At 72.9% G+C, this 15,747-nt stretch carries 14 protein-coding genes; 10 read left to right on the forward strand and 4 right to left on the reverse strand.

The window, feature by feature from the left end:
• Window positions 1–166 precede the first annotated feature (166 nt).
• From HUT19_RS24485 to HUT19_RS24495, 3 genes are all read left to right on the forward strand, one after another.
• The gene (locus tag HUT19_RS24485) at window positions 167–1,054 is read left to right on the forward strand and encodes a biotin--[acetyl-CoA-carboxylase] ligase (protein ID WP_176182522.1); all 888 of its coding nucleotides are present in this window, start codon (window positions 167–169) and stop codon (window positions 1,052–1,054) included.
• A gap of 144 nt (window positions 1,055–1,198) precedes the next feature.
• Complete coding sequence (locus HUT19_RS24490; RefSeq protein WP_176182523.1) at window positions 1,199–2,389, forward strand: adenylate/guanylate cyclase domain-containing protein; 1,191 nt, start codon at window positions 1,199–1,201, stop codon at window positions 2,387–2,389.
• Between the two features lie 165 nt (window positions 2,390–2,554).
• Window positions 2,555–4,144 (forward strand): cytochrome P450, encoded by a 1,590-nt coding sequence (locus tag HUT19_RS24495; protein ID WP_176182524.1) that lies wholly within the window; start codon window positions 2,555–2,557, stop codon window positions 4,142–4,144.
• Window positions 4,145–4,267: 123 nt separating this feature from the next.
• On the opposite strand, the gene HUT19_RS24500 is transcribed toward HUT19_RS24495, so the two are convergent.
• On the reverse strand, window positions 4,268–5,317 hold the full coding sequence (locus HUT19_RS24500; RefSeq protein WP_176182525.1) for an SMP-30/gluconolactonase/LRE family protein: 1,050 nt from the start codon (window positions 5,315–5,317) through the stop codon (window positions 4,268–4,270).
• 129 nt (window positions 5,318–5,446) lie between these two features.
• On the opposite strand from HUT19_RS24500, the gene HUT19_RS24505 reads away from it, so the two are divergent.
• The 4 genes from HUT19_RS24505 to hutH all read left to right on the forward strand — a co-directional run bounded on the left by HUT19_RS24505 (window position 5,447) and on the right by hutH (window position 9,791).
• Entirely contained in the window at window positions 5,447–5,890 is a 444-nt protein-coding gene (locus tag HUT19_RS24505) for a MarR family winged helix-turn-helix transcriptional regulator (protein ID WP_254885756.1), read from the forward strand.
• An 89-nt stretch (window positions 5,891–5,979) separates the two neighbouring features.
• Window positions 5,980–6,786 (forward strand): enoyl-CoA hydratase/isomerase family protein, encoded by an 807-nt coding sequence (locus HUT19_RS24510; protein ID WP_176182526.1) that lies wholly within the window; start codon window positions 5,980–5,982, stop codon window positions 6,784–6,786.
• 242 nt (window positions 6,787–7,028) lie between these two features.
• Entirely contained in the window at window positions 7,029–8,153 is a 1,125-nt protein-coding gene (locus HUT19_RS24515; protein ID WP_176187251.1) for a GGDEF domain-containing protein, read from the forward strand.
• 99 nt (window positions 8,154–8,252) lie between these two features.
• Window positions 8,253–9,791, forward strand: coding sequence for a histidine ammonia-lyase (gene hutH / locus HUT19_RS24520; RefSeq protein ID WP_176187253.1), 1,539 nt, complete (start codon window positions 8,253–8,255; stop codon window positions 9,789–9,791).
• A 31-nt stretch (window positions 9,792–9,822) separates the two neighbouring features.
• Here hutH and HUT19_RS24525 read toward each other — a convergent pair whose 3' ends face one another.
• On the reverse strand, window positions 9,823–10,119 hold the full coding sequence (locus HUT19_RS24525) for a hypothetical protein (protein ID WP_176182527.1): 297 nt from the start codon (window positions 10,117–10,119) through the stop codon (window positions 9,823–9,825).
• Between the two features lie 369 nt (window positions 10,120–10,488).
• Between HUT19_RS24525 and HUT19_RS24530 the strand changes: the two genes are divergently transcribed.
• Window positions 10,489–11,751, forward strand: coding sequence for an Ig-like domain-containing protein (locus tag HUT19_RS24530; protein WP_176187255.1), 1,263 nt, complete (start codon window positions 10,489–10,491; stop codon window positions 11,749–11,751).
• A 67-nt stretch (window positions 11,752–11,818) separates the two neighbouring features.
• On the opposite strand, the gene HUT19_RS24535 is transcribed toward HUT19_RS24530, so the two are convergent.
• Window positions 11,819–12,346, reverse strand: coding sequence for an RDD family protein (locus tag HUT19_RS24535; protein WP_176182528.1), 528 nt, complete (start codon window positions 12,344–12,346; stop codon window positions 11,819–11,821).
• Between the two features lie 157 nt (window positions 12,347–12,503).
• On the opposite strand from HUT19_RS24535, the gene HUT19_RS24540 reads away from it, so the two are divergent.
• The gene (locus HUT19_RS24540; protein WP_176182529.1) at window positions 12,504–13,286 is read left to right on the forward strand and encodes a VOC family protein; all 783 of its coding nucleotides are present in this window, start codon (window positions 12,504–12,506) and stop codon (window positions 13,284–13,286) included.
• 218 nt (window positions 13,287–13,504) lie between these two features.
• Here HUT19_RS24540 and HUT19_RS24545 read toward each other — a convergent pair whose 3' ends face one another.
• A complete protein-coding gene (locus HUT19_RS24545; RefSeq protein ID WP_176182530.1) occupies window positions 13,505–14,956 on the reverse strand; it encodes a DUF2079 domain-containing protein in 1,452 nt (483 codons plus the stop codon).
• An 80-nt stretch (window positions 14,957–15,036) separates the two neighbouring features.
• On the opposite strand from HUT19_RS24545, the gene HUT19_RS24550 reads away from it, so the two are divergent.
• Window positions 15,037–15,732 (forward strand): HNH endonuclease family protein, encoded by a 696-nt coding sequence (locus HUT19_RS24550; RefSeq protein WP_254885757.1) that lies wholly within the window; start codon window positions 15,037–15,039, stop codon window positions 15,730–15,732.
• Window positions 15,733–15,747: the final 15 nt, after the last annotated feature.

The raw sequence follows: 15,747 nt of genomic DNA on the forward strand, positions 1-15,747 counted from the left end.
TGGGGGTTGATTCAGGGGATTCAGCGAACAGACGGGGGGTCGATAGGGGTTTCGGACCGGTTCGGTGGCTGTTGAGCTGGCTGGGCTACCGGCTCGTAGCGTATCGGCGGGACTGCGTGGTGGCACTGCGTCGTTGGCCACACCTCCTGACCCTAGGCTGGCCCGTATGACGCCTTCTGACACCCCGGGGAGCCCGGAAGATCCACACGGCCGCTGGTCCGATCTGGAACGGCCGCCGCTGAGCGCCGCCGCGCTGCGCCGGGCGCTGGTGCGCCCCGGCGGCCTGTGGACCGCTCTCGACGTGGTGCGGGCGACGGGTTCGACCAACACCGACCTGGTCGCCGAGGCCGCGGCCGGGGCTCCCGAGGGCACCGTACTGGTCGCCGAGGAGCAGACCGCCGGACGCGGCCGGCTGGACCGCACCTGGACCGCGCCGTCCCGCTCCGGGCTGTTCTTCTCGGTGCTGCTGCGGCCCGGCGCCGCCGGGGTGACCACCGCGCGCTGGGGGTGGCTGCCGCTGCTCGCCGGGGTCGCCACCGCCGGGGCGCTGAGCCGTACGGCGGGTGTGGACACCGCCCTGAAGTGGCCGAACGACCTGCTGGTGAAGATCGGCGGCGAGGAGCGGAAATGCGGCGGGATCCTGGCCGAGCGGGCCGGGGACGCGGTGGTGATCGGGGTCGGCCTGAACGTCACGCTGCGCGCCGAGGAGCTGCCCGTGCCCACCGCCGGGTCGCTGGCCCTGGCGAACGCCGTCACCACCGACCGCGACCCGCTGCTGCGGGTGGTGCTGCGCTCCATCGAGCAGTGGTACGGCGAATGGCGCCGGTTCGAGGGCGACCCCGGCCCCTGCGGGCTCCAGGAGGCGTACGCGGGGGGCTGCGCGACCCTGGGCCGCCGGGTCCGGGCGGAGCTGCCGGGCGGCGGGGAGCGGGTCGGCGAGGCGGTCGCGATCGACGGCGACGGACGGCTGGTGCTGGCGACCGAGGGCGGGGTGCAGGAGCCGGTCTCCGCCGGGGACATCGTGCACCTCCGCTCCGCACCGACGGATGAATGAGCACTCAAGTGGAGAGTGAGCTACGGCACACCTGACGTATCGTTGTCGCGGTCGGTCCAGTTCGGGGCGGCCGTGGGCGAGCCGGAACCGAACCGGAAGAGGGAACGGAAGGGCATTGCGCAGGGATCGGACAGGGGGCGGGCGGTGACCGCCGACGACGCGGGTTCCGGCACGGCCGAGGAGGGCGGTGTGCGGGACGCCGCCGACGCGGCCGTACGGGGCCCCGGGGTGCGGGAGCACGCTGCCGCGAACGACCCCGTAGATCCCGCCGATACCGACGACGCCGACGCTCCGGACCCGATCGCGCTCCGGCTGGAGCAGCTGATCCTCGGTGCCGAGCGGCAGTACACCCCTTTCCAGGCCGCCCGGAGCGCGGGCGTCTCGGTCGAGCTGGCCACCCGCTTCTGGCGGGCCATGGGCTTCGCCGACATCGGGCAGGCCAAGGCGCTCACCGAGGCCGACGTCCTGGCGCTGCGGCGGCTGTCCGGTCTGGTGGAGGCCGGGCTGCTGAGCGAGCCGATGGCGATCCAGGTGGCCCGCTCCACCGGCCAGACCACCGCCCGGCTCGCGGACTGGCAGATCGACTCGTTCCTGGAGGGGCTCACCGAACCGCAGGAGACCGGGATGACGCGTACCGAGATCGCGTATCCGCTGGTCGAGCTGTTGCTGCCGGAGCTGGAGGAGTTCCTGGTCTATGTCTACCGGCGGCAGCTCGCGGCGGCGACCGGCCGGGTCGTCCAGGCCGCGGACGACGCGGAGATGGTCGACCGGCGGCTCGCGGTGGGCTTCGCCGACCTGGTGAGCTTCACCCGGCTGACCCGGCGCCTGGAGGAGGAGGAGCTCGGCGAGCTGGTCGAGGCGTTCGAGACCACGGCCGCCGATCTGGTGGCCGCCCACGGCGGACGGCTGATCAAGACCCTGGGCGACGAGGTGCTGTACGCGGCGGACGACGCGGGCATCGCCGCCGAGATCGGGCTGCGGCTGATCGAGACCCTCACCCATGACGAGACCATGCCCGAACTGCGGGTCGGGATCGCCTTCGGCACCGTCACGACCCGCATGGGCGACGTCTTCGGCACCACGGTGAACCTGGCGGCCAGGCTCACCTCCATAGCGCCCAAGAACGCGGTCCTGGTCGACGGCGCCTTCGCGGAGGAGCTGAGCCGCACCGGAGAGGCCCCGGTGTCGGAGGCGGAGGCCGCGGAGGCCGCCGCCGCGGCCGAGAAGGAGGGCGAGGAGCCCCCCGGCTACCGCTTCGCGCTCCAGCCGATGTGGCAGCGGCCGGTGCGTGGTCTCGGGGTCGTGGAGCCCTGGCTGCTGAGCCGCCGCGGCTGACGTGTGTGCGATGTGACAACTGGCCCCGGCGCGGAAGCCGGGTCGGCTAGTGTGCGCGCCAAGATCCATGAGTGGGTCCCGGCGAGCGGGCGGGCCCGGGTGCGCTGACCGCCCCGGTGCCGTACGCCGCCTGTCCGACCCGCCCTTGGATGCCAGGAGCCATGTGTGACCGAGCCTGATGAGCCGGACCCTCAGCCGCAGCCGGGAGCGGTACCGGCGCCCGGCTGCCCCGCGGGGGCGGAGGGCGGCACCGGGGCGGTACCGCTGGACACCCCGGAGTTCGGCCGGGACCCGTTCGCCGTCTACCAGCGGCTGCGGGAGGCACACGGCCCGCTGGTCCCGGTCGAGCTGGACCCGGGCGTCACCGCCACCCTGTGCGTGGGCTACGAGACCGCGCTGGAGATCCTGCGGCGCCCCGACGCGTTCTCCAAGGACCCCCGGCGGTGGCGGGCGAGGAACGAGGGCCGGGTGCCCGGCACCAGCCACGCCGGGCAGATGATCCGGTACCGGCCGATGGCCACGGCGGTGGACGGCGAGGAGCACCGCCGCTACCGCGCCGCGATCGACGACAGCACCAGCCGGATCGACCCGGGCGCGCTGCGCGGCTATGTCGAGCGCATCGCCGACTCGCTGATCGACCAGTTCTGCGCCGCCGGGGAGGCCGATCTGGTCGGCGACTACGGGGCGCTGCTGCCGCTGCTGGCCCTCGGCGAACTCTTCGGCTGTCCGCGGGGGATCGCCGACCGGCTCTTCACCGGGCTGGCGAACATGCTCGACGGCACGGACATCGGCTCCGCCGACCGGATGGTGGCCGACGCGCTCCAGGAGCTGATCGATCTCAAGCGTGTCCGCCCGGCAGCCGATGTCACCTCCTGGCTGATCGCCCACCCGGAGCGGCTGACCGACGTGGAGCTGGTCGAGCAGCTCGGTCTGCTGATGGCCTTTGGCAGTGAGCCGGTGATCAACCTGATCGGCAACGCGCTGCGGGTGCTGCTGACCGACGACCGGTTCGCGGGCGGGCTCTCCGGCGGCAGCATGCTCGTGGAGGACGCGCTGGACGAGGTGCTGTGGACGGATCCGCCGCTGGCCAACCTGGCGGTGCACTTCCCCCGGCACGACATCGACCTGGCCGGGGTGCGGCTGCGCGAGGGCGAGCCCGTCGTGATCAGCTTCGCCGGGGCCAACCAGGACGCGCTGCGCGTGGCCGGAAGCCCGCAGGGCAACCGGGCCCATCTGGCGTTCAGCGCCGGTCCGCATATGTGCCCCGGGCGCAGCTCGGCGCGGCTGATCGCGGCCGTGGCCATCGAACGGCTGCTGGACCGCCTCCCGGATCTGGCCCTGGCCGTCCCGCCGGAGGAGCTGCTGTGGCGTCCCGGTATCTACCAGCGCGGTCTGGTGGCCCTCCCGGCCCGCTTCCCGGCGGCGGAGACGTCCGCCGAGCACCATGCGGCCCCCGCGGCGGACCCGGCCCCGGCGGGGGCGGACCTGGGGGCCCCGGCCGGGAACACGGCGCCCGGCGCCGGACCGGCCGAGGCGGGGAGCCCGGCCACCACGGAGCCGGGAACGGCGGGTGGCCCTGGCCACGAGCCCTTCGACCGGCCCGCCGATGAGCCCGGCGACCAGCCCGGCGCGGCGGAGCCGGAGACGCCGGAGGAGACGGCGGAGGGGGCGGACGCGCCGGATCCGGTTGCCTCCGTGGCCCGGGGCAGGCCGACCGTGCTGGCCGCGCTCAAGAGGTGGCGCCGCCTCCGGTAGACCTCGCCTCCGGTGGTCCGTGCCCGTGGGCGCGGCAGCCCGTGGGCTCCGCCCGCCCCGGCCGAGGCTTCGGCGGCGCCCGCCGATGAGCCCGGGCGCCGCCTCCGCTGGACCGGTTCCCGCTCAGATGCCGGTCACGGCCGCGACGGTGAACGGGGTCTGCGGTGTGCCGTCGCCGAGCGGACCGCCCTTGTCGAACTGGGAGCGGACCACGTAGAGCGTGCCGTTGCGGCGTATCAGGGTGGTCGGGACCTGGAGCGTCTCATCGGTGAACCGGCGCTCCTGGCGGGCCGCGAGGCCGTCCGCCGCGACCCGCCAGCGGCTGATCGCGTTGCTGGTGTTGTGTGCCGCCCACAGGGTGCCGTGGCGCAGTTCGAGGCCGTCGGCGAGGCGCAGATCGCCGCCGTGCAGGGCCACCTTCCGGATCCGGCCCGAGGACAGGTCCAGCCGGTAGAGGTCGCCGCCGGTCATGTCGACGGTGAGCAGATAGCGCCCGGTCGGGTCGGCGACGATGCCGTTGAGGGTGTAGGTGCCCGGATCGTGCGGCTCCATCGCGTCGTTGAGGTCGAAGCGGGGGGTGAGGACCGCGTGCCCACCGTGCGCGCGGGCGCGGGCGATCTGCCCCGGGGTGACCCGGTAGACCACGGCGCGGACGCTGTCGGTGAGGTACGCGCTGCCGTCCGGGGCGATGGCCAGGTCGTTGACGAACCGGGCGTCCTGCCCGGGGACGTCGAAGCGGGCCAGCAGGCGGCGGGTGCGCGGGTCGTAGACGGAGACACCGGCGGTGGAGTCGGTCACCCACAGCCGCCCCGCGCCGTCCACCTTCAACCCGTTGGCGGTGGTGCGGCCGTCGGTGCCCGCGGGCAGCAGCACCTCGGCCACCCGGTGGCCGGGGGTCATGCGGTAGACCGTGCCGTCGGCGTACGACCCGGCGTAGAGGGTTCCGGTGCGCGGGTCGGCGGCGATGCCCTCGGGGTAGACGCGGCCGCCGGGCAGTTCGTACGCGGCGGAGATCCGGGGCTGGAGGGGGTGGTGCGCGGCCGGGCGGACGGACGGGGTGCCGTGCCGGTCGGTGGCGTGGGCGGCGGGGCCCAGCGGCAGGACGGCGGCCAGGGCCGTGACGGCCACGGCCAGCGTGCGGTGCGGAAGGACGCGGGACAGGGCGCGGGACATGGAGGTCTCACTTCGGTTGTACCGGCTCAGCAGATGAAAGAACCCTCTGCTTTGGATGTGTACGAACGATAGTTAGAACACTAATCCTCGTCAAGATACTTTTCTTCGATGCCGCCGTACGATGCGGAGATGACCTCGATGCCCGCTAGCGAGCGGCTGGGCTCCCACCTCAAGCGAGCCGAGCAAGCGCTGAACGCGACCAAGCACGCCGTGCTGAAGCCCGCCGGTCTGACCGTTCCGCAGTACGCGGCGCTGCTGCACCTGTCGGAGAACCCGGGCATCTCGGCCGCCGCGCTGGCGCGGGCGTGCATGGTGACCCCGCCGACGATGAACACGCTGCTGAAGAACCTCCAGGAGCGCGGGCTGATCGAGCGCACTCCGCACGAGTGGCACAGGAACGTCCTGGAGACCCGGCTGACCGAACGGGGCCAGGAGGTGCTGGCCGACGCGGACGCCCGTGCGGTGCGGGTGGAGCGGGGGCTCTCCGCCGAGTTCGGCGAGGAGGAGCGGGAGCGGCTGGTCGCGCTGCTGGGGCGCTGTGTGGACTATCTGGAGTCGGTCCGCCCGCGCTGAGGCGGTACGCCGAGGCGGTTCCGGATGACGGGCCGAGCTGCGATGATCGCTCGCGACAGGTTCACGGTCGTTAACCGGGAGGGTTTCCGATGGGCGAGCAGCTCAGTGAGGTGCGGTACGGCGAATGGGTCGCGGTCCGGCGCCACGGTCCTGTGGCGGAACTGGTCCTGGACCGGCCGAAGGCCATGAACGCCGTGTCCTCCGAGATGGCGCGCTGTATCGCCGCGGCCTGCGCCGCCCTGTCGGAGGACCGGGACGCCCGGGTGGTGGTGCTGACCTCCACCCATGAGCGGGCCTTCTGTGTCGGCGCCGACCTCAAGGAGCGCAACTCCCTCACCGACGCCGAGCTGGTGCGCCACCGGCCGGGCTCGCGCGCCGCGTACACCGGGGTGCTGGAGCTGCCGATGCCGACCGTCGCCGCCGTGCACGGCTATGCGCTGGGCGGCGGCTACGAGCTGGCGCTGTCCTGTGATGTGATCGTCGCCGACTTGACCGCCGTGGTGGGGCTGCCCGAGGTCTCGGTCGGGGTGATCCCGGGCGGGGGCGGCACCCAGTTGCTGCCGCGCCGGGTGGGTGCCGCGCGCGCCGCCGAGCTGATCTTCTCCGCCCGCCGGGTGCCCGCCGAGGAGGCCCGGGAGCTGGGTCTGGTGGACCGGCTGACCGGGGAGGGCGAGGACCGCGCCGAGGCACGGGAGCTGGCGCGGCGGATGGCCGCCAACTCGCCGGTCGGGCTGCGTGCCGCCAAGCGGGCGCTGCGGCTGGGCCACGGCCTGGACCTGAAGGCCGGTCTGGAGGCCGAGGACGCGGCCTGGCGCACGGTGGCCTTCTCCGGGGACCGGGCCGAGGGCGTCGCCGCGTTCAACGAGAAGCGCACCCCCGACTGGCCGGGGGAGTAGCCCGCCGTCTACCCGCGGTGAACGGCCCGCAGCGGATTGTCCCCGACGTTCTTACGCTGGAGGACAGAGCGAGAGCTGCGGTGCGGTGAGAATGCGAGGCCGTCGTGAGCGACAACGGCGACTACGGCGACGATGGCGTCCACGGCGTCCACGGGGGCGGCGGATCCGGCGGCGCGGCCGGTGGCGGGCGTCCCGGCGGTGTCGACGGGCGGCTGCGGGCCGTGGTGGGGCTCGCCCAGGCGATGGCGGCGGCGCAGACCCCGCGCGAGGCGGTCGGGGCCGCCGCCGACAGCGCCCGGCGCGCGCTCGACGGCACCTTCGCGGCGGTCTCGGTGTGGGAGCGGGAGCGCGGACGGCTGCGGGTCCTGGTGAACGTGGGCGAGCTGATGCACGGCGAGGAGCCGCTGCCGGAGGACGAGTCGTATCCGGTGTACCAGTTCCCGGAGATCACCGAGTTTCTCCACGAGCGCTGGGCCTCCGGCGGTGAGCCGCACGCCTGGGTGGAGACCGCCGAGGGCCGCCGCGCCGGTTCGGCCTCGTTCTGCCACGAGGGGGCACCTCCCGGCGGTAGCCGGGGGAGGGTGGCCGCCCTGCGGCGGCGCGGCCGCGGCAGCTGTGTGGTGGCGCCGATCGTGCTGCACGGGCGGGCGTGGGGCGAGCTGTATGTGGCGCGCCCGGCCGGGAGCGAGGTGTTCGGCCGGGACGACGCGGACTTCGCGACCGTGCTGGCCGCGGTGACCGCCGCCGGTCTCGCCCAGACCGAGCGGCTCGAGGAGGTCCGCAGACTGGCCTTCACCGATCCGCTGACCGGGCTCGGCAACCGGCGCGCGGTGGACATCCGGCTGGACGAGGCGCTGGAGGCGCACCGGTCGCACGGCACGGTGGTCAGCCTGGTGGTGTGCGACGTCAACGGCCTCAAGCGGGTCAACGACACCCTCGGCCATGCCGTGGGCGACCGTCTGCTGGAACGTTTCGGCTCGGTGCTCTCGCTGTGCGGCGCCATGCTGCCCGGCGCCCTGGTGGCCCGGCTGGGCGGCGACGAGTTCTGTCTGCTGGGGATCGGCCCCCCGGCCGACGAGGTGGTGCGGGTGGCGGACGAGCTGTGCCGCAGGGCGGCCGAGCTGGAGATGGGCGAGGGGGTCGCCTGCGGTGTCGCGTCCACCGGCGATCCGATCGGCCCCGTACGGTCGGCCCGCCGGCTGTTCCGGCTGGCCGACGCGGCCCAGTACCGGGCCAAGGCCGCGCGCTCCGCGAAACCGGTCGTCGCCGGGCGGGACGGCGGCCCCGACGACCCCGTGGTCCGCCTCGCCGACTCCGCCGCCGACCACCCCCCGGAGCGCCGCCGCTTCCGCGGCCGCCGGCCGTGAACCGGTGGCCCGGGGCCGGATGGGACGGGCGGACGCAAAGTCCTTCGATCCGACAGGTGACAGGTCGCGATTCAGTCTCTAGGGTGCCTGAATATGAATATGCACACTGTGGTGGTGGGGACGTCCGGAACGACCGCCGAGGACGTCGTGGCCGTGGCGCGCGGCGGCGCCCGGGTGGAGCTGTCGGCCGAGGCGCTGAGCGCCGTGTCCGGAGCCCGGCAGGTGATCGACGATCTGGCCGCCAAGCCCGAGCCCGTCTACGGGGTCTCCACCGGCTTCGGCGCGCTCGCCGTCCGGCACATCACCCCCGGGCTGCGGGCCCAGCTCCAGCGCAACATCGTCCGCTCGCACGCCGCCGGGATGGGACCGCGGGTGGAGCGCGAGGTGGTGCGCGCGCTGATGTTCCTGCGGCTGAAGACCCTCGCCTCGGGGCACACCGGGGTCCGGCCCCTGGTGGTCGAGACGATGGCCGCGCTCCTCAACGCCGGGATCACCCCGGTGGTGCACGAATACGGGTCGCTGGGCTGCTCCGGCGATCTCGCGCCGCTGTCCCACTGTGCGCTGGCGCTGATGGGGGAGGGCGAGGCCGAGGGCCCCGACGGCGCGGTGCGGCCAGCCGCCGAACTGCTGGCCGAGCACGGCATCGCGCCGGTCGAGCTGCGGGAGAAGGAGGGGCTCGCGCTGCTCAACGGCACCGACGGGATGCTCGGCATGCTCGTCATGGCCTGTGCCGATCTGGCCCGGCTGTTCACCGTCGCCGATGTGACGGCCGCGCTCTCGCTGGAGGCGCTGCTCGGCACCGACCGGGTGCTCGCCCCCGAGCTGCACGCCATCCGCCCGCATCCGGGCCAGGCCGCCAGTGCCGACAACATGCTGCGGGTGCTGGCCGGTTCGGGGCTCACCGGGCATCACCAGGACGACGCGCCGCGGGTGCAGGACGCGTACTCGATCCGCTGCGCCCCGCAGGTCGCGGGCGCCGGGCGGGACACCCTGGCGCACGCCCGGCTGGTCGCCGACCGCGAGTTGGCCGCCGCCGTGGACAACCCCGTGGTGCTGGCGGACGGGCGGGTGGAGTCCAACGGCAACTTCCACGGGGCGCCGGTCGCTTACGTCCTGGACTTCCTGGCCGTGGCCGCCGCCGACCTCGCCTCGATCGCCGAGCGCCGCACCGACCGGCTGCTGGACAAGAACCGCTCGCACGGGCTGCCGCCGTTCCTGGCGGGCGACGCGGGTGTGGACTCGGGGCTGATGATCGCCCAGTACACACAGGCCGCGCTGGTCAGCGAGTTGAAGCGGCTGGCGGTGCCCGCCTCGGTGGACTCCATCCCGTCCTCCGCGATGCAGGAGGACCACGTCTCCATGGGCTGGTCCGCGGCGCGCAAGCTGCGCACGGCGGTGGACAACCTCTCCCGGGTGCTGGCCGTCGAGTTGGTCGCGGCGACCCGCGCGGTGGAACTGCGCGAGGGGCTGGTGCCCGCGCCCGCGACCCGCGCGGTGCTGGCGGCGGTGCGCGCGGCCGGGGTCGAGGGGCCCGGCGGGGACCGCTATCTGGCGCCGGACCTGGCCGCGGCCGACGCCTTCGTACGGTCCGGGAAGCTGGCCGACGCGGTCGAGACGGTGACCGGGCCGCTGGCCTGAACCGGCGGCCGGTGGACGGGCCGACGGACGGTCAGTACGCCTCCGGGCGCGCCCGGCGCACGGATGCGGTCACCATCGCGACCCCGAGCCCCAGAAAGGCGGAGCCGCCGACGAGATACGGGGTGACGTCCACACTGCCGGTGTCGGCGAGGTCCTCCCCAGGAGTGGACGCGGACTGGCCGGCCCGGTCCGCGGACCGTGGCTGGGTTTCGGAGGCTGCCGACGGCTGTGTCCGCTCGACCGTGGCGTTGGCCGACGGGACGAACCACAGGGCGCACAGCAGCGAGCCGGCAGCGGCGGCGGTCAGCAGCGGTCTGCGTGCGGACACAGCGGCATCCTCCTTGAGGCTGCGGTGACTTGACCCCCGTCGGCCCGATCGTAGTGACAAGGGCGGGCCGGGCGGAAGCGAGTCCGGACGGGTGCGCACGCTCCGCTAAAAGACGTGTACCGAGAGTTCACATTTTGTCCGGTTTTGTGAGCGGGTGGGTCGTCCGATCGCGCTGATGTGTCGCCGGGTGGACTGAGCCGCCCGGGTATGGGTACCGGCGGGCCGTAGGCTTGACCGGCGCCTTTGCTAAGTGGCCTTGCACACAGTTTTACTGTGCGAGGAACCGGCCAAAAGGTACAGGCGTTCTTGTCGGATAGGTCCGGGGTTCTGGGGTCAAGATCAAGACCAGGTCAAATGGAGAAGCGTGTGATGACGGACGGCAAGCGCCGTAGGGGGCTGGCGGCCGTGGCCGCTCTGCTCGGGGGTGTACTGACGCTCGGGGCGTGCGGCGGCGGGGAGGACGGCGGCGACGGCAAGAACGACGGCCACGGCAAGTCGCAGTCGCAGGTCGACGAGGCGGCGGCCAAGGACGCGTCCGACGCCCACATCAAGATCACCCCGAAGACCGGTGCCACCAACGCGGGCATCAACAGTGACACCAAGGTCAAGGTCGACGGCGGCAAGCTCACCTCCGTGAAGATGACGGCCCCGGCCACCGGCTCCACCGTGGCGGGCTCCATATCGTCCGACGGGACGTCCTGGAAGCCGAACGGTCAGCTGGAGCGGTCCACCCAGTACAAGATCACCGCGTCGGCCAAGGACTCCGAGGGCCGTAAGGCCACGGAGCACTCGTCCTTCACCACCGTCTCGCCCTCCAACAGCTTCATCGGCAACTTCACGCCGGAGGACGGCTCGAAGGTCGGTGTGGGCATGCCGGTGTCGATCAACTTCGACAAGCAGGTGTCCAACAAGAAGGCCGTCGAGTCCCACATCAAGGTCACTTCCTCCAGCGGCCAGCAGGTGGTCGGCCACTGGTTCAGCCCGACCCGGCTCGACCTGCGGCCCAAGGAGTACTGGAAGGCCAACTCGACCGTCACCTTCAAGCTGAAGCTGGACGGCGTCGAGGCGTCGCCCGGGGTCAAGGGCGTCCAGGACAAGACCGTCACCTTCAGGGTCGGCCACTCGCAGGTGAGCACGGTCGACGCCAAGGCCAAGACGATGAAGGTCGTGCGGGACGGAAAGACCCTCAAGACCATCAAGATCTCGGCGGGCAGCCCCGAGAACACGACCTACAACGGCCAGATGGTGATCTCCGAGAAGTTCAAGGAGACCCGGATGAACGGTGCCACGGTCGGCTTCAAGGACGACGACGGCAAGGGCGAGTACGACATCAAGGACGTGCCGCACGCCATGCGCCTGTCCACCTCGGGCACCTTCATCCACGGCAACTACTGGGGCGCCAAGTCCATCTTCGGCAACGTCAACACCAGCCACGGCTGTGTGGGCCTGTCGGACACCAAGGGCGCGGGCGACCCGAACACCGACGGCGCCTGGTTCTACGAGAACTCCCAGGTCGGTGATGTTGTGGTGGTGAAGAACTCCGCGGACCGCACCGTCCAGCCGGAGAACGGCCTCAACGGATGGAACATGGACTGGGATCAGTGGGTGGCCGGCAGCGCTGTCGGCGCCTGACACCCCCTCTCCTCACCACCGCCGGGCGGCGGTCGGCCTTCGAAGGCCGACCGCCGCCCGGCGCGTTTCAGCCGGGGTACCCCAGCCGCCGCAGATCCTTCACCCGCACGTACACCACCTTGCAGTGATCCTCGTACGGGTCACCGTCGGCGCAGAACAGGCCGCGCACCGGCTGCATCGGCAGCCAGGTCATCCCCAGCAGCCAGCGGTGGACCAGCCGCCAGAAGCCCGGCCGGCCGGCGTCCGGCTCGCGCACCACCCGCATGCGCAGCAGCCACTTGCCGGCCGAGGCCCGGAACACCCAGGCCCCCAGGATCTGGTTGGCGAAGGACAGCCCGAACACACAGACCAGGAACAGGACCAGGGCGTTCGCCTCGACCTTGAGCTGCGGGAGCACCCGCAGGGCGAGCGGTGTGCCGACGCCGAAGGCGAGGAGGAAGTCGACCGTCGCCGCCAGCATGCGGCGCTCGTCACCGGCCGGTTCGGGCAGACGCGGTGCCGGTGGCGGGTGGGGCCCCGGCGGGGGGTGCGGGGAGAGGTGGGGACTGGACGGCATGGGTCCGTAGGGCGGTTGCTGCCCCCGTTGGGCGATCATGAAGGAATTCTGTCAAAGGGGGTCCGCCGCAGATCAGCCCCCGGTCCGTCCCGCCCGCCCGCGCCGAGTGGCGGCCGGGACGGATCGGGGGAAGGGTGGGTGAAGCGGGTGGTCCCGTCCGGCGCCGGGCCGGCCGGACCGCACCCGGGAGGCGGCCATGCCCGACGTCACGTCCTACCAGCCCGGAACGCCGTGCTGGATCGATCTCATGGTCCCCGACCAGCGGGCCGCCCTGGACTTCTACTCCGGGCTCTTCGGCTGGTCCGGGGAGGTCGGCCCGCCGGAGACCGGCGGCTACGCCCTGTGCGCCCTGAAGGACAAGCCGGTGGCGGGCATCATGTCGGCCCAGGCAGCGGGCGAGGAGCCCCCGCCGCCGACGGTGTGGACCACCTACTTCTCCTCGGCCGACGCCCAGGCCACCTCGGAGGCGATCAGCCGCGCCGGGGGCACCGTGCTGCTGCCGGTGATGGATGTGATGGACCTCGGGCGGATGCTGGTGGCGGCCGACCCCACCGGGGCCGTCTTCGGCGTCTGGCAGCCACTGGAGTTCGCCGGTGCGGGGCTGGTCAACGAACCGGGCGCGCTGATCTGGAACGAGCTCAACACCCGTGACCGCGAAGCGGCGTCCGCGTTCTACGCCGAGGCGCTGGGCCTGGAGACCGCTCCCATGGAGGGCGCCGAGGACTACTACTCGCTCTCCGTCAACGGCCGTACCGTCGGCGGGCTCCAGCCGTTGCGCGAGGGGATGCCGCCCGACACCCCCTCGCACTGGATGGTGTACTTCGCGGTCGAGCAGGTGGACCGGACGGTGGCCAAGCTCTCCGCGGAGGGCGGGGCGGTGTTGCAGCCGCCGTTCGACATGGTGGCGGGCCGGATGTCGGTGGTGCGCGACCCGCAGGGCGCCGCGTTCTCCGTCATCGCCCCGAAGCCGATGGGCTAGTGCCGCGTCAGCCAAGGTCCGCCCCGCTCGCCGCCGCGGCACGCTCCCCCGGCTACCGCTGGGAGGTGCCCCCTCTCGCTGCGTTGGCCGAAAGCCCGGGCAGGCCCCCTACGAGGGCTTCCCCGCCGCCTTGCGATCGCACGCACCAGGACGCCTCGCCACCGGGCAAACCGTGGCTGACGCGGCACCAGCGCTCCCGATCGAGGGGCGGGCGGCGGTCAGCGCCGCTTGACGACGAAGTAGCCCGAGGTGGAGCCGTACGGCTCGTAGGTGGCGCCGGGGTGCAGCTGACGGGCGTAGGCCACCACCTCGTCCATGCTGCGCTCCGGCTCCTGGAGGGCTATGTAGTCCGGTTCGACACCGCGGGCCGCGCCCACCCACAGCACTCTGCAGCGGTCGGTGAGCCGGGATATCGGCCCCACGTTGGCCTCCACCGACGCCCCGTCCGGGATCCGGCCCAGCAGCCGTTCCACCGCCCTGACCTCCGGGGGCTTGCGGTAGGTGGCCTCCTTGGTGAGGTCGTACAGCGGCAGGGCGGACGACAGCGCCAGGGCGGCCCCGCACACCGCGGCGGGCAGCTGGCGGGAGTACGAGACGAGCCAGGCCCGGCGGCTGTCGCGGGTCCGGGCCAGGGCGTCCGTCAGGGCCAGGAAGACCACCGGCATCAGCACCGCGCTGTAGTGCCAGTCGGTGCCCCAGTAGTGGTCGTCGTGGGAGAGGAAGCGCCAGCCGAGGGTGGGTCCGGCCACCAGCAGCAGCGGGGAGCGCAGCGCCAGCAGTCCGGTCGTCGGCAGCAGGATCCACAGCAGGGTGCGCAGCACGGTGCCGAAGGGGATGGTGCCGGTCTGGTCGCCGCCGCCGCCGACCTTGTTCCAGTAGTCGTACGAGCCCGTGCCGTTGAAGCCGGGGATGATGACGCCCAGCGCGAGGGCCGAGGCCAGCACGCCGAAGACCATGAGGCCGATGGCGAGCGGGGTGATCCGCACCGAGTGGGTCCGCCAGGTGCGGATCACGATGACGGCGCCGATAGCGGCCACGGTGGCGCCCATGTCCTCCTTGACGAGGACCAGCGGGGCGGCGCACAGCATCGCCGCGTACCAGCGCTCGCGCAGCACCGCCTCCAGACAGAAGGCCAGCAGCGGGACGGCGAAGCAGATCTCGTGGAAGTCGAAGTCCACGGCGCGCTGGACGCCCCAGGACGCCCCGTAGGCGATGCCGATCGCCAGCCCGCGGCCGCGGCCCAGCAGCCGGGCGGCGACGCGGGTCACGGGGACGGCTGAGACGGCGAACAGCGCCGCCTGCGCCACCAGCAGCGTGACGGGGCCGGGGAAGACCCGGTAGACCGGGCCGAGCAGGGCCGTGATGGGGCTGAAGTGATCGCCGAGGATATTGGCGCCGGGGCCCTTGAGATCGGCCACCGGCTCCTGGAAGTGCGCGTACGCCCGTATCGCCTGTTCGAAGATGCCCAGGTCCCAGGACATGCTGGCCATGCGGCGGTAGCGGCAGACCGACAGTGCCGCGTAGAGCGCGAAGAGGACGAGGGCCAGCCAGTACGGGTCCAGCCGCGGTCCGCGCAGCCCCCTCGCCCGGCTGAGCAGCCGGGCACGGCCCGTGGTGGCGGTCGCCCCGTCCGCGGTGCTGCCGGGCGGGAGTGCTGCGGCCGTGTCCATCCAGGGTCCTTATCGTGTGGGCGGTCTGTGCGAAAAGATACGCGAAGGGGGCGAGACGGTTGCAGGGACGGTTTCGGGATGTGGGGCGGGGAACCGCGGTGGTGCTGGCCGCGCTGCTCGCCGTGGCCGGCTGCCGGCCCGGCGGGGGCGGGGACGCGGGCAGGTCGGACGAGGGCGGCGGGCCGGGGAGCGGGCGGCCGTCCGGACCGGCGCTCTCCGCTGTGGCGTCGCTCACGGTCAAGGGGCGGGCGCCGAAGACGGGTTACGAACGCAGTGCCTTCGGCAGCTCGTGGGTGGACACCGACGACAACGGCTGCGGGACGCGCGACGACATCCTCAAGCGGGATCTGGCGAAGGTGCGGTTCCGCGGCGGGCACTGCCTGGTCGCCTCCGGCACGCTGGACGACGATCCGTACACCGGCCGCAGCATGCGGTTCGTGCGCGGCCACAGCAAGGTCGACATCGACCATGTGGTGGCGCTCTCCGACGCCTGGCAGAAGGGGGCGGGGCAGTGGGACCGGGACAAGCGGGTGGCGTTCGCCAACGATCCGCTGAATCTGATCGCGGTGGACGCCTCCGCCAACCGCGGCAAGGGCGACGGGGACGCGGCGACCTGGTTGCCGCCCAACAAGGCGTACCGCTGTGACTATGTGGCGCACCAGGTCGCGGTGAAGAAGAAGTACGGGGTGTGGGTGACCCGGGCCGAGAAGGACGCGATGACGCGGGTGCTGAACCGGTGCCCGGACGCCAAGCTGCCCGCGCGCGGCGGCCGTTAGGCGTACGCCGGGCGC

Source organism: Streptomyces sp. NA02950 (genome assembly GCF_013364155.1).
In the GTDB taxonomy this organism is placed as follows: domain Bacteria; phylum Actinomycetota; class Actinomycetes; order Streptomycetales; family Streptomycetaceae; genus Streptomyces.

Coding starts and splice junctions, on each gene's coding strand:
- HUT19_RS24485 (WP_176182522.1), top strand. CDS start 167: ATGACGCCTTCTGACACCCCGGGGAGCCCGGAAGATCCACACGGCCGC.
- HUT19_RS24500 (WP_176182525.1), bottom strand. CDS start 5,317: ATGTCCCGCGCCCTGTCCCGCGTCCTTCCGCACCGCACGCTGGCCGTG.
- HUT19_RS24505 (WP_254885756.1), top strand. CDS start 5,447: ATGACCTCGATGCCCGCTAGCGAGCGGCTGGGCTCCCACCTCAAGCGA.
- HUT19_RS24510 (WP_176182526.1), top strand. CDS start 5,980: ATGGGCGAGCAGCTCAGTGAGGTGCGGTACGGCGAATGGGTCGCGGTC.
- HUT19_RS24515 (WP_176187251.1), top strand. CDS start 7,029: ATGGCGGCGGCGCAGACCCCGCGCGAGGCGGTCGGGGCCGCCGCCGAC.
- hutH (WP_176187253.1), top strand. CDS start 8,253: ATGCACACTGTGGTGGTGGGGACGTCCGGAACGACCGCCGAGGACGTC.
- HUT19_RS24530 (WP_176187255.1), top strand. CDS start 10,489: ATGACGGACGGCAAGCGCCGTAGGGGGCTGGCGGCCGTGGCCGCTCTG.
- HUT19_RS24535 (WP_176182528.1), bottom strand. CDS start 12,346: ATGATCGCCCAACGGGGGCAGCAACCGCCCTACGGACCCATGCCGTCC.
- HUT19_RS24540 (WP_176182529.1), top strand. CDS start 12,504: ATGCCCGACGTCACGTCCTACCAGCCCGGAACGCCGTGCTGGATCGAT.
- HUT19_RS24545 (WP_176182530.1), bottom strand. CDS start 14,956: ATGGACACGGCCGCAGCACTCCCGCCCGGCAGCACCGCGGACGGGGCG.